Below are 12,236 nucleotides of genomic sequence, written 5' to 3'. Positions count from 1 at the left end.
ATGAAAGTAATCGTAACCAAGCTTCTGGGGTCGGCTGAGGTCGAGTTCCTGCGTAAGGGTGTGGTCGTTCATCGTGAGCGGTTCACCGGGAAGACCAATTCCCGCTACGAGCGCACGATCGCCACCAAGGAAGAGTTCGATGCCCACCGGTGCCGGTTTGTGACTGCCACGCCTGCTGATCGGGCATTTCAGTACGAGGTTGCACTGTGAGCAACGTAACTCGCCTGCGGCATGTGCTGCCGATGAGCCCGGACGTCAATACGGCGGTAAACGCTCTCGACAAGGCCATTGCTGATGCCGTGGACGCTGCGAAGTCTGCCGGATTGCCCCAGGGCCTGATCGTTGGCTTGCTCCATGGCCATGCCCACGCACAAACCCATCAGATGGTGACCGAATGACCGTCAAGGTTTTGGAGTTCAAGCGGGAGGACTGGCGCGACGCCGCCAAGACCCTGCGCAAGATTGCCGATGACCTTGATGCCGGTGAGCATCCCGAGTGCGCGGTAGGCGCCTTGACCCTGATCGGCGCGAAGGGAGAGGTGACCGTGTTCGGCCTCGGCCCCAAGTGCGACGACCTTCAGTGCCTCGGTGCGATGCGCCTTGGTGAGCAGAAGCTGATTGATGTGTTGCTGGATAACGCGGAAGGGTAGGTGTGCCGCAGGTGAGTGCGGCACAAGGCGCGGTTAACGCTGTTGAATCGCGGCCTGGATCTGATCGGCATATTTATTCAGGTTGTCGAACTCCTGTTCCAGGTGAACCGAATCCGCGCTGGACGCTCGTGAAGCGATAAGTTCCAGGGCAGCAGAGACTGCGATGATGCGCTTTGCACGGTCGTCGCCGTTGTAGTAATGGGTGGCGCTCAGCGCATTGAGTTTTACATCGGACATGTTGCTTCCCTTGCTTTGTTGGTTGAACACGTTAAGTAGGGGCAGAGTGCCATTAATTCAAGTCGAGTTGATCCATGGATAGGCCACACCCTCCATCTTCACTGCTTGAGCTGTCCGATCTATCCGACTTCGGCATCCGCCTTACCCCAGCTCCTGAGGTGTGGGAGTGGCTCGAGGCCGAGATCCTTGCCGACACCGGAAGCATTCACAACGAAGACCATGCTCACCTGCTGGATGCAGACATCCGGGTCATGTGGGCGTCGTCGAGCTTCGCCAAGCAGGGGCGCACAGTCTTGGGCCAGGCCGAGCAGGTAGCGTTCCGCGCCGGCGGCTGGCAGAAAGCCCGGATGGAGCAGCAGATGCGTGATTGGTTCGGCGATGTGCCGGCATTCATCATCACCCTGGCTGCTGACTACTGCGCCCAGTGCAGCGACCTTGAGTTCTGCGCGCTCCTCGAACACGAGCTGTATCACCTGGCTCACGTGACCGACAAGTACGGTCAACCAGCATTCACCCAAGACGGTGCACCAAAGATCAAGCTGCAGGGTCACGACGTCGAAGAGTTCGTCGGTGTGGTCCGCCGCTATGGTGCGAGCCCTGACGTTCAAGCGTTGGTGGATGCTGCAAACAGTCCTGCTGAGGTGGGGAAATTGAACATTGCGAGGGCCTGCGGAACCTGTCTGCTCAAGTCGGCCTGATTCTGGACAGGCTCTGGACGGATGAGAATCTATGGCAGCCCTTCAAAACGACGTGAAGGCCTTTATCGTTCAGGCCCTGGCGTGCTTCGACACGCCTTCACAGGTCGTTGAAGCTGTCCAGAAAGAATACGGGGTTGTGGTGACCCGCCAGCAGGTGGAGACACACGACCCAACGAAGACATCGGGTAAAGGCCTGGCAAAGCGCTGGGTGACGATGTTCGAAGACACCAGGAAGCGATTCCGCGAAGAGACGGCAGACATCCCGATTGCTAACCGTGCCTTCCGCCTCCGTGCCATGAACCGCTTCGTGGAGAGGGCTGAGTCGATGAAGAACATCGGCCTGGCTATGCAGATCCTCGAGCAGGCCGCGAAGGAAACCGGCGACATCTACGTCAACCGTGCCCGCAAGGAAGAGGTTGGCGACGAGCCAACGATCCCGACCCGCATTCAGGTCGACGTGGTGGATGCGAGGAAGCCGAATGCCGAGCCTTAACGTTCCCCAGGCTCAGTTTCTCACGCTGCCCCACAAATTTCGCGCGTTCGTTGCCGGGTTCGGCTCAGGCAAGACCTGGGTAGGGTGCTCGGCACTGAGCAAGCACTTCATGGAGTGGCCCGGCGTCAACGCTGGGTACTTCGCGCCGACCTATCCGCAGATCCGGGACATCTTCTATCCGACCATGGATGAGGTGGCCTACGACTGGGGGTTAAAGACCAAGATCAACCAGGCGAACCACGAAGTTCACATCTACAGCGGCAGGCAGTACCGCGGCACTGTGATTTGCCGGTCGATGGAGAAGCCGCAGACCATCGTCGGTTTCAAGATTGGCCATGCCCTGGTGGATGAGCTGGACGTGCTGACCGCCATCAAGGCGCAGCAGGCCTGGCGCAAGATCATTGCCCGGATGCGTTACAACTTGCCCGGGCTGAAGAACGGGGTGGACGTCACCACGACGCCGGAAGGTTTCAAGTTCGTCTTCATGCAGTTCGTGAAGCAGTTGCGGGACAAGCCTTCGCTCAAGGACATGTACGGCCTAGTGCAGGCCAGCACCTTCGACAACGAGCTGAACCTGCCGGATGACTACATCGCATCCCTGATGGAGTCGTATCCGCCACAGCTGATCATGGCGTACCTCAGGGGCCAGTTCGTCAACCTGACGTCGGGAACGATTTACACGGCGTACGACCGCAAGCTCAACGGGTGCTTCGACACCGTACAGCCCGGCGAGCCGCTGTTCATCGGGATGGACTTCAACGTCGGCAAGATGGCGGCGATCACCCACGTCAAGCGCGATCAAGGCTTGCCCAGGGCAGTGGATGAGCTGATCGACGGCTACGACACGCCCGACATGATCCGCCGCATCAAGGAACGCTACTGGCAGCACGATGGGAATGACTTCAAGAAGACATGTGAAATCAGGATCTACCCGGACGCCTCGGGCGATTCGCGCAAGTCTGTGAACGCCAGCATCACCGACCTGGCCATGCTCAAGCAGGCCGGGTTCGCGGTCATCGCTCCAGCGGCAAACCCGCCGGTGAAGGACCGAATCAACGCAATGAACGCGGTCTTCTGCAATGCGCAGGGCGAGCGCCGCTACCTGGTCAACCCGCTCACCTGTCCGACCTACGCCGATGGCCTGGAGCAGCAGGTGTGGGGCGCGAACGGGGAGCCAGACAAAACCGCCGGCATCGATCACGCGAACGACGCCGGCGGCTACTTCATCCACCGCGAGTACCCGATCATCAAACCGGTCACCGCTATCAAAATGGGATACGCCCGATGAGCAACGACGTCTCCTTCAAGCGGGCGGAATACACAGCAGTGCTGGACCGCTGGGCCACCGTTCGCGACGTCTGTGCCGGCCAGCACCGGGTTGTCGATCGGCTCCCGTACATCAACGCACACGACAAGTCGCCTGAGAACGAGGACAGGAACCGGGCTTACCGCGAGCGAGCGGTGTTCAAGAACGCCACTGGGCATACCCGCAACGGGCTGCTGGGCCTGGCCTTCCACAAGGATCCGACGCTGACGGTCCCAAAGAAGCTGGAATACCTGCAGGACAATGCAAACGGCTCCGGTGTCAGCATTTACCAGCACTCCCAGGGGACGCTGGAGAAGGTGCTTGAGGCTGGGCGCCACGGGTTGTACGTCGACTATCACCAAGACGACGGAATCGGCGGTCACTCGGTGATCCTTTCCTACTGCGCAGAAGACATCATCAACTGGCGCACTGGTATGGTGAATGGACACAGCGTGCTGACGCTGGTGGTGCTGCGCGAGTCGCCTGAGATACCGGACGGGTTTGGCTACAAGACAGCTGAGCAGTACCGCGAACTGGCGCTGGAGGACGACGGCTTTGTCTGTCGGGTCTGGCGCAGGTCTGGGCCGAAAGGTGGCGGGCCGCTGGCGGTCACCGAAGAATTCAGGCCTGAAGGTGTCACCGGTCGCTTCAAAGAGATCCCGTTCACTTTCGTCGGCGCGCAGAACAACGACCCCAGCATCGACGAATCACCGCTGTACGACATCGCCATGATCAACCTAGGCCATTACCGGAACAGCGCCGACTATGAGGACAGCGTTTTCTGGTGTGGACAGGCCCAGCCGTGGATCAGTGGCCTGGATGAGCAGTGGCGCGACTGGATGGAGAAGAACGGCGTCTATGTCGGCTCCAGGGCGCCAATGATGCTGCCGGTCGGTGGCCAGTTCGGCTACGCGCAGCCATTGCCCAACACACTGGTCAAAGAGGCCATGGCCGACAAGAACCAGATGATGATCGAGCTGGGCGCGCGGATGGTGGTGGCGTCACTTGCCACCAAGACCGCTACGGAGTCCCGCGGCGATCAGTCTGCTTCCACTTCGGTGCTGGCCGGCTGCGTGGCAAACGTCAGCGAGGCTTACACCCGAGCAATCATGTGGTGTTGCGCTTACATGGGCATCGCTGACAAGAAGGTTGCCTACCAGGTGAATCAGGAGTTCGTCGAGCTGACGGCTGATCCGCAGATGATCACGGCCCTGGTCGGCTTGTGGCAGAACGGCGGATTCGCGAAGGCTGACCTTCGGGCCTACCTGCGGAAGCTGGGCCTGATCGCGCCAGAGCGCACTGACCTGCAGATCGACGGCGAATTGCAGGAGCAGGGCGACGGCCTGGGCCTGGACAACGAGGACACACCAAATGGCGGCAAACCAAGCAATCCATGACGCCACCATCCGGCACGCGGTCTTCCTCGAAAAGCTGAAGGCGGGGGAGGTGGGCAAGTTCGCCCCCTTCCTCAAGGAGATCGATCGCTCGATCCGCGACCGGCTGACCCAGTCGGACCTGACCGAGTACAACGTCAAACGCCTTGAGGCGCTGCTGAAGGAGGTGGATAGCCTGCTGCTGGGCATATTCGACCGCTACAGCGCGCAACTGAACCTCGACTTGGTGGATATCGCCAACTATGAGGCAGAGTTCGAAGCGACCAGCCTTGCCCGGTCGGCGCCGGTTGGCGTGTCGCTCGATGTGGTAGCACCAACGGCTGCTGCGATCCGTTCGGCAGTACTGACGAATCCGCTCAGTGTGCGCGGCACAGGCGGCGGGAAGCTGCTGAAGGCCTTCATCAAGGGTTGGACCGGTGCAGAGCGTGAACGGGTTACCGGCACCATCCGGCAGGGCTTCTTCGAAGGGCAGACGAACTTCCAGATCATCCGCAACATTCGCGGCACCAAGGCGGCAGGATACAAAGACGGCATCCTGGCCACCACCAACCGCAATGCCAGCACGGTCGTTCACACCGCCATTCAGCATGTGTCGTCCCAGGCGCGGATGGAGGTGGCCAAGGCCAACACGGATATCGTGGAAGAGATCCAGATGGTGGCCACGCTGGACAGTAAGACCAGTCAGCAATGTCGGTCGATGGACAAACGACGGTTTCCGGTTGATTCGGGGCCTCGGCCACCGTTTCACCCTAACTGCCGAACCACCTTCATTCTGCTGACCAAGCTCAGTGAGATGTTCGCCAAAGGTGCTACCCGCGCTTCAGTGGGTGCCGATGGCGGCCAGCAGGTCAGTGCGAGCCTGGATTACTACCACTGGCTCCAGCAGCAGCCGGCATCGTTCCAGAACGTGGCTATCGGCCCGATCCGGGCCAAGCTGTTCCGGGAGGGCGGGTTGACCGTCGAGCGCTTCTCCGAACTGCAGCTTGATCGGAACTTCGCGCCGCTGACTCTGGTGCAAATGAAAGGGCTAGAGCCGCTGGCATTTGAAAGAGCAAACATTTAGATTTCGTACCTTAAATGGATTTCAAGGTAGCGTAAAATGTCGAGATATAAGCAGCTTTCAGATGCATACGCGGTGAACACTCAGGCGTTGATTGTTTATAGGCAAGAGGCGAGAGATGCGCTCACGAAAATTCGTGATGCCGTTCGGAAGCACCTCGGGCTCATTGTTGTCGACACCGATATAGTGCGAATAGTCTCAGAGAATGGATCAAACGTTTTCTCGACTCTTGCAGTGCTTGAACATGGAGAGTCGGTCCACTTCGAACTTGTTGTGAGCCTTGGCGGCGACGGTGGACTACCGAAGTCCGACATCGCCATCCCCGCAGTGATCGGTAAAAAATCGAACCACATCAATTTATCGATACCTGGAATAAATTTTGAAATTGTCCTGGATAGCGATGATCGCTATCAGGCAGTCGCCGAATCGGTCTTTGAAGCCATTCTCAGCCGGCTGGAAAAATTCTAATAATCATTGATAGCTGCGCTCCGTAATTGGAGGGCTAACAAACAAGACCTCGGTTAATTGCCGGGGTTTTTTTATGCCTGCAAAGCGGGCCGACCAAACCCAAGGGGTGCATCAACGTGGCAGAAGAAAACGAGATCGACCTGGAAAACCCGGCAATCAAGGCCGCTATCGCGACTGCCGTTGAAGCCTCCGTGACTGGGTTGAAGTCCAAAAACAATGAGCTGCTGGGCAAGCTGAAGGAAACCACCGGCAAGCTGACCCAATTCGAGACCCAGTTCGAAGGCATCGATATCGACGCCGTGAAAGGGCTGCTCAGCCGTGCCGGCCAGGACGAGGAAACCAAGCTGCTGACAGAGGGCAAGGTGGATGAAGTGTTCAACAAACGCACCGAACGCTTGCGTGGCGAATACGACAAGCAGTTGAAGACCGTCAGCGCGCGCGCAGAGAAGGCTGAGTCCTTCGCAGCCAAGTTCCAGGGCAAAGTCCTGGGTGACGCGGTGCGCAGCGCTGCATTGAAGGCTGGCGCGATTCCTGAAGCCACGGACGACATCATCCTGCGCGCCAAAGGCGTGTTCACCCTGAACGAAGACGGCGATGCGGTCGCTGTGGATGAGTCCGGCCAGACCATCCTCGGCAAAGACGGCAAGACCCCTCTAACCCCGCTCGAATGGGCGGAATCTCTGCGCGAAAGCGCACCTCACCTGTGGCCAAGGGCTTCAGGGACACAAGCCCCGGGCGGGGGTGGCGGCCAGGCTGCATTCAAGCGCTCCGAAATGACCTCCGAGCAGAAGCGCGACTACCAGCGCAAGCACGGCCAAACCGCATTCCTGCAATTGCCCAAGTAAGGGGAAATACCCATGGCGACAACCGTCAACAGCGACCTGATCATCTACAACGATGAGGCGCAAACCGCATACCTGGAGCGCGTCCAGGACAACCTGGATGTGTTCAACGCATCTTCCAATGGCGCGATCGTCCTCGACAACGAGCTGATCGAAGGCGACTTCCGCAAGCGCGCTTTCTACAAGATTGGCGGCTCGCTGGAACACCGCGACGTCAACTCCACCGGAAAGGTGACCGCCAAAAAGATCGGCGCCGGTGAGGCCGTCGGTGTCAAAGCACCGTGGAAATACGGCCCGTACCAGACCACCGAAGAGGCGTTCAAGCGTCGCGGCCGCCCGGTTGATGAGTTCTCCCAGATCATCGGTGCCGACGTTGCCGACGCGACCTTGGAAGGCTTCATCCAGTACGCCACCGCCGCGCTGCGCGCAGCCATTGGCTCCAACGCCGGCATGGTTGTCTCGGCGAACATCGAAACCGACGGCAAGAAGACGCTGACCCGCGGCATGCGCAAATTCGGCGACAAGTTCGGCCGCATTGCGTTGTGGGTTATGCACTCCAGTGCGTACTTCGACATCGTCGACGAGGCCATCACCAACAAAATCTACGAAGAGGCTGGCGTCGTTATCTATGGCGGCCTGCCTGGCACCCTGGGCAAGCCCGTACTGGTGACCGACACCGCGCCATCGGACGTGATCTTCGGTCTGCTGCCGAATGCCGTAGTGATCACCGAATCCCAGGCCCCCGGCTTTCGCTCGTACAACGTGGACGACGAGGAAAACCTGGGCATCGGCTACCGCGCCGAGGGCACCGTCAACATTGACGTCCTGGGTTACAGCTGGAAGGAAACCGCCGGCGGCGCGAACCCAACCCTGGCGGCTGTCGGTTCTGCGGCCAACTGGGTCAAGCACGCCGACAGCAACAAGGTCACCGCGGGCGTGATGATCACTCTCACCACTACGCCACCAGCTGGCGGCTGATATTCACCCCAGGAAGCGGTCGGCAACGGCCGCTACGGAGATTCCCATGGAACTGATTTACACGAACCAGCTTGAGGGCTTTGAGCCGGAGAAGCGTTACCGGACTGCCAGTCTATTTCGCGGCATTGAACGCGGCGCGACGGCAGTGGTGGTCGTTGGCGACCATCCAGACATCGTCGCCGCCTATGAGGCCGCAGGCATTGCCGTTTCGGTTGCTGAGGTCCCGGAACCTTCAGCAGTCAGCGTGCCAGCGGCACTGCCCGATGAGCTGGCAGAGGAAATTGCCAGGCTGCGGACTGAAATTGGCGCGGTCATTCTCCTGGCTGATGGCATGGAGGCTGGCGAAATTCAGCGACCCGAAGTTGGCGAAATTGCGCTGCGATTGTTTGGCGTACTGGGCACCATCCACACCTCGGTTGGAGAGCTGACTACTGAGCGTGACGGCCTGCCCGTGACTGTAGATACACTGCGCAACGAGGTTGAAGCGCTGAAGAAGGCCGCCATTTCGCCGCCGGTTGATGAGACTGGAGAAATCGCGGCGCTGAAAGCCAAGCTCGACGAAGCGAATGTGCCATACCGGGCCAACGCTTCGAAAGAATCCTTGGAAAAGCTCGTCGCTGATCTGCCCAAGGCGTGATAATGCTGGCTGCCGGTGACCCGGTGGCCGATCTCAAACCATTCCAGCGAGTTGACGCATGACACTCATCATCGAGGACGGCACCGGCAAGCCTGACGCCGAAAGCTACGCGAGTGCCGAGGATCTGGCCATGTATGCCGTGAAATTCGGCACGGTTATTCCTGAAGGCATTCCAGCGCAGGAAGCGCTGCTCCGCCGGGCCGCCTTGGCGATGGATGGCAAAACCTGGAAAGGCCGCAAGATGAGCAGCGAGCAAGCCCTGTCCTGGCCGCGTCGGGGTGTTGAGCTGGACTGCCAGATCAAGCCAGACAACTACCTGCCGGCGCGGATCCAGTACGGGCAGATGGCCCTGGCCGCCGAGATTCATCAGGACGACATCGACCCAATCGAAAAGCGCAAAGGTGCTGTAACGCTGGAGCGTGTCGAAGGCGCGGTAACACGCGAGTACGCCACGATTTCCAACACCAGCGGTCGACTGTTGCCGGCGGCACCGGACCGGCCGAGCGCTACGCAGTTTGCCGACTACCTTCAAAAGCGTGGGCTGTTCGCAGTGCGCGCATAGCAGCAACGGAGACCACCATGGCCACCTTCTACGACGAAATGGCCGTGATGGCTCTGGAGATGATCACAGAGTTCGGCCAGCCCGTGACCATCAGCAAGACGCAGCCGGGCGAGTACGATCCTGAAACAGGTGGCGAGTCAACGGGCGCCACCTTTGAGCAGACCGCCCAAGGCATCCTGCTCGACTTCACCGGTCAGGAATTCCAGAACAACAGCCTCATCCGGCAGGGCGACAAGAAGCTCAAGATCGCCGCGCAGGGTTTGGCTTGGGTGCCGGGCTTGCTGGACAAGGTGGTCGTCCAGGGCCGCACTTGGGACATCGTCCCGCCGCTGAAAGAGGTAAACCCTGCCGGTACGCCGATCCTGTATGAGTTGCAGGTGCGGTCGTGAGCCGGGCAGGCGCCGGACAGTCCGGAAGCTTCGCTCTCAGCCTGGCCGAGTTCGCTGCTCAGACGGGTGAAGCCATTGACGCCAGTGTTCGTGAGATCATCATCGAGGTCGGCAGCAGCCTGATCCGGATGTCGCCTGTGGGCAACCCGGAGATCTGGGCCGCAAACGTCGCTCACCGTGAGGCGAACACCCGTGCGGCCGACGACTATGACTTCAAGGTCTCGGTCCGCAATACGATCATCAACCTCAACGAATCGAACTTCACCAAAGCCGGCAAGCTGCGAAAGGGTGTGAAGTACGCCAAGCCCCTGACAAAGACCGAGCGCGACCAGAACTTCAACGTGAACGGTTTGGTGGCTGGCAGGGACTACGTCGGCGGCCGGTTCCGGGCGAACTGGCATATCTCGCTGGGCGTTGTCGAGAGCGTCACCTTCGACGAGGTTGACCCGAGCGGCGCCGAAACCACTGCCGCGATGGTGGCCGCAATGAGCGACTTCACCGCCGGCCAGATGGCCTACATCGTCAACAACTTGCCATACGCGATTCCGTTGGAGTTCGGCCATTCCACCCAGGCTCCCGGCGGCATGGTTCGGGTAACCGTGGCTCGCTTTCAGCAGATAGTGCTGGAGGCCATCAGGAACAACCAGGTATGAGTCACGCAATCATCGCTTCGATCTACGAGGCCAAGCTCATCGCCTGGAACGCTGCCAGGTCGGACAAGCTCAAGGTCGTTTTCGAGAACACGGCCTACGCGCCGGCGGAGGGCGAGACATACCTTCGAGCTTTCACTATTCCGGGCGACACTGCGAGCAACACGCTCGGCGGCGATCACCGGCTGTACACCGGCGTGTTTCAGGTCAGCATCATCGCCCCGGCTGGCACCGGCAAGGCCAAAACCAACCCAATTGCCGCCGAGATCATCGCGCTATTCCCACTGTACGTGCGCGACGTGAAAAACGGTTTCGTAGTGACGCCCATGACGCCTGTAGATGTCGGGCCGGGCATTACTGGTGACTCAACCTATACGGTGCCGCTCTCGTTTACCTACCGGTCCGACACCACGCCATAACCCGCCCGTTGGGCAAATCCTGAACCCGCCTCTGTGCGGGTTTTGTCATTTCTGCAAAGAGGAAAACCCATGTCTGTTTATTTCCCCAACGGTGCAACACTGGCGCTCTCCACCGGCTTTGCCGCTGCGAAGGTGATTGCGAGCATCACGAACGCAAACCCTGGCGTAGCTACCGCACTCGCCAACGGCTTCGCCAATGGTGACATCCTGCTGATCACCTCCGGCTGGGAGGACATCAACGAGCGCGCCGTGCGTGTCGCCGCTGCCGCAGCCGGCGCATTCACCCTGGAAGGTATCGACACCTCGAATACCTCGTTTTTCCCTGACGGCATCAGCGCCGGCACCGCCAAGAAAGTCACCGGCTGGGTGGCGGTAAACCAGGTGATCGGCAACTCCATGTCCGGCGGTGAGCAGCAATACTGGACGTATGCGCCGCTTGAGGCTCGCCGCGACAAACAGATCCCCACCACGAAAAACGCCCAGGCCTTTGCATTCCAGCTCGCTGACGATGACAGCTTGGCCTGGTACGACGAGCTGGATAAGGCAGACCGCGAGAAGGAAGTACGCATCCTGCGTATGTCGCTGCCCAACGGCAAGACGATCTATTATGCCGGTTACGCTTCCTTCAACAAAAGCCCGACCCTGGTACGTAACGAAGGCGCTGCGGTCGCGTTCGGCTTCACTATCAACGCCGAGATCACCGCGTATCGCGCTCCTGTTGTCGCTGGCGGCGGGGCTTAATCATGGCGAAGTTCAAGATTGCCCAATCACCGACGTTCCTGGGGGCCGTGATGGTCCCGGTAGTTGGCCAGGATCCGGTGAAGGTCGGGTTCACCTTCAAATACCGAAACCGGATCGAGCTTGCGGCGTTATTCGACGAGTGGAACCAGCGGCGCAAAGACGGTCTGGATCGCTTCGGCGAAAAGCCCACGGTGTCGGAAATCATTGCCGTGGATACCGAAAATCAGATTCAGCAGATCAAGGATCTGGTGGTCGGCTGGGAGTTCGATGACAAATTTGACGACGAAGGCATCAAGGCGCTGGTGACGTCCTGTCATGGAACAACCGAAGCTGTCGTAGACGCCTACCAGGATGCTTACGCCAAGGCTCGATCGGGAAACTGATCCGCGCCGCCCGCGCTCTGTATGAGCCCCCGCCGGATGCCGAGCAGATTGCGGCTTTCGGCTGGGATGCAGAGGACATGGCAGAAGAGTTCGAGGTTTGGCCGTGCCTTTGGCCGGTCTTCCTCTTGTTCAATCGGATGTCCACCCAGTGGCGTGCAGGTACGGGCGGCGCGATCGGTCTCGATTACAGCAGCATCCGCGACGTGGCCGGGTTCCTCGGCATCAAGAAAAAGAAACTCGCTGAAATCTTCCCTGATCTTCAGGTGCTGGAAGGCGAAGCCCTGCGCGTCATGGCGGAGGAAAGGGAAAACAGCCCGTAACCACGGGCAC

General features: G+C 59.7%; 20 protein-coding genes. 19 read left to right on the top strand and 1 reads right to left on the bottom strand.

The genetic code is table 11. From position 1 onward, the window contains the following. Genes FIV39_RS11240 through FIV39_RS11230 form a run of 3 tightly spaced genes read left to right on the top strand, consistent with a single transcriptional unit; the run spans window position 1 to window position 649 of the window. The gene (locus FIV39_RS11240) at window positions 1-210 is read left to right on the top strand and encodes a hypothetical protein (protein WP_090403873.1); all 210 of its coding nucleotides are present in this window, start codon (window positions 1-3) and stop codon (window positions 208-210) included. Next, window positions 207-398: a hypothetical protein gene (locus FIV39_RS11235; protein WP_090403875.1), complete on the top strand. Its 192-nt coding sequence runs from the start codon at window positions 207-209 to the stop codon at window positions 396-398. The genes FIV39_RS11240 and FIV39_RS11235 overlap by 4 nt, the downstream gene beginning before the upstream one ends. Then, entirely contained in the window at window positions 395-649 is a 255-nt protein-coding gene (locus FIV39_RS11230; RefSeq protein WP_090403877.1) for a hypothetical protein, read from the top strand. The genes FIV39_RS11235 and FIV39_RS11230 overlap by 4 nt, the downstream gene beginning before the upstream one ends. A 33-nt stretch (window positions 650-682) precedes the next feature. Here FIV39_RS11230 and FIV39_RS11225 read toward each other — a convergent pair whose 3' ends face one another. Next, the gene (locus FIV39_RS11225) at window positions 683-886 is read right to left on the bottom strand and encodes a hypothetical protein (protein ID WP_090403879.1); all 204 of its coding nucleotides are present in this window, start codon (window positions 884-886) and stop codon (window positions 683-685) included. A 74-nt stretch (window positions 887-960) separates the two neighbouring features. Between FIV39_RS11225 and FIV39_RS11220 the strand changes: the two genes are divergently transcribed. The 16 genes from FIV39_RS11220 to FIV39_RS11145 all read left to right on the top strand — a co-directional run bounded on the left by FIV39_RS11220 (window position 961) and on the right by FIV39_RS11145 (window position 12,226). Then, complete coding sequence (locus tag FIV39_RS11220; RefSeq protein WP_090403881.1) at window positions 961-1,584, top strand: putative metallopeptidase; 624 nt, start codon at window positions 961-963, stop codon at window positions 1,582-1,584. A gap of 31 nt (window positions 1,585-1,615) precedes the next feature. Continuing rightward, window positions 1,616-2,077 (top strand): DUF2280 domain-containing protein, encoded by a 462-nt coding sequence (locus FIV39_RS11215; protein WP_090403883.1) that lies wholly within the window; start codon window positions 1,616-1,618, stop codon window positions 2,075-2,077. Continuing rightward, window positions 2,064-3,365, top strand: coding sequence for a terminase large subunit domain-containing protein (locus FIV39_RS11210; RefSeq protein WP_090403885.1), 1,302 nt, complete (start codon window positions 2,064-2,066; stop codon window positions 3,363-3,365). The genes FIV39_RS11215 and FIV39_RS11210 overlap by 14 nt, the downstream gene beginning before the upstream one ends. Then, window positions 3,362-4,780: a DUF4055 domain-containing protein gene (locus FIV39_RS11205; protein ID WP_090403887.1), complete on the top strand. Its 1,419-nt coding sequence runs from the start codon at window positions 3,362-3,364 to the stop codon at window positions 4,778-4,780. The genes FIV39_RS11210 and FIV39_RS11205 overlap by 4 nt, the downstream gene beginning before the upstream one ends. Beyond that, complete coding sequence (locus FIV39_RS11200; protein WP_090403889.1) at window positions 4,755-5,840, top strand: minor capsid protein; 1,086 nt, start codon at window positions 4,755-4,757, stop codon at window positions 5,838-5,840. The genes FIV39_RS11205 and FIV39_RS11200 overlap by 26 nt, the downstream gene beginning before the upstream one ends. A gap of 36 nt (window positions 5,841-5,876) precedes the next feature. Continuing rightward, window positions 5,877-6,305 carry a hypothetical protein gene (locus FIV39_RS11195; protein WP_090403891.1) on the top strand — a complete coding sequence of 143 codons (429 nt, stop codon included), beginning with the start codon at window positions 5,877-5,879 and terminating at the stop codon, window positions 6,303-6,305. Between the two features lie 116 nt (window positions 6,306-6,421). After that, entirely contained in the window at window positions 6,422-7,150 is a 729-nt protein-coding gene (locus FIV39_RS11190; RefSeq protein ID WP_090403893.1) for a hypothetical protein, read from the top strand. 12 nt (window positions 7,151-7,162) lie between these two features. Then, window positions 7,163-8,125, top strand: coding sequence for a major capsid protein (locus tag FIV39_RS11185; protein WP_090403895.1), 963 nt, complete (start codon window positions 7,163-7,165; stop codon window positions 8,123-8,125). Window positions 8,126-8,171: 46 nt separating this feature from the next. Further along, window positions 8,172-8,762 carry a hypothetical protein gene (locus tag FIV39_RS11180; protein WP_090403897.1) on the top strand — a complete coding sequence of 197 codons (591 nt, stop codon included), beginning with the start codon at window positions 8,172-8,174 and terminating at the stop codon, window positions 8,760-8,762. Window positions 8,763-8,820: 58 nt separating this feature from the next. Further along, window positions 8,821-9,324 carry a DnaT-like ssDNA-binding protein gene (locus FIV39_RS11175; RefSeq protein ID WP_090403898.1) on the top strand — a complete coding sequence of 168 codons (504 nt, stop codon included), beginning with the start codon at window positions 8,821-8,823 and terminating at the stop codon, window positions 9,322-9,324. Window positions 9,325-9,341: 17 nt separating this feature from the next. Next, window positions 9,342-9,713, top strand: coding sequence for a hypothetical protein (locus FIV39_RS11170; protein ID WP_090403899.1), 372 nt, complete (start codon window positions 9,342-9,344; stop codon window positions 9,711-9,713). Next, window positions 9,710-10,366, top strand: a complete 657-nt coding sequence (locus tag FIV39_RS11165; RefSeq protein ID WP_090403902.1) for a hypothetical protein — start codon at window positions 9,710-9,712, stop codon at window positions 10,364-10,366. The genes FIV39_RS11170 and FIV39_RS11165 overlap by 4 nt, the downstream gene beginning before the upstream one ends. Further along, complete coding sequence (locus FIV39_RS11160) at window positions 10,363-10,782, top strand: phage tail terminator-like protein (RefSeq protein ID WP_090403904.1); 420 nt, start codon at window positions 10,363-10,365, stop codon at window positions 10,780-10,782. Before FIV39_RS11165 ends, FIV39_RS11160 begins: the two co-directional genes overlap by 4 nt. Before the next feature lie 69 nt (window positions 10,783-10,851). After that, the gene (locus FIV39_RS11155; protein ID WP_090403906.1) at window positions 10,852-11,523 is read left to right on the top strand and encodes a phage tail protein; all 672 of its coding nucleotides are present in this window, start codon (window positions 10,852-10,854) and stop codon (window positions 11,521-11,523) included. Between the two features lie 2 nt (window positions 11,524-11,525). Then, window positions 11,526-11,906, top strand: coding sequence for a phage tail assembly chaperone (locus FIV39_RS11150; protein ID WP_090403908.1), 381 nt, complete (start codon window positions 11,526-11,528; stop codon window positions 11,904-11,906). Window positions 11,907-11,953: 47 nt separating this feature from the next. Further along, entirely contained in the window at window positions 11,954-12,226 is a 273-nt protein-coding gene (locus FIV39_RS11145) for a DUF1799 domain-containing protein (RefSeq protein ID WP_261384713.1), read from the top strand. Window positions 12,227-12,236 lie beyond the last annotated feature (10 nt).

Source organism: Pseudomonas grimontii, from assembly GCF_007858185.1.
GTDB classification, from domain to species: domain Bacteria; phylum Pseudomonadota; class Gammaproteobacteria; order Pseudomonadales; family Pseudomonadaceae; genus Aquipseudomonas; species Aquipseudomonas grimontii.
Note: the sequence above shows the minus strand (reverse complement) of the source record. Positions and strands in the feature narration are given on the sequence as shown.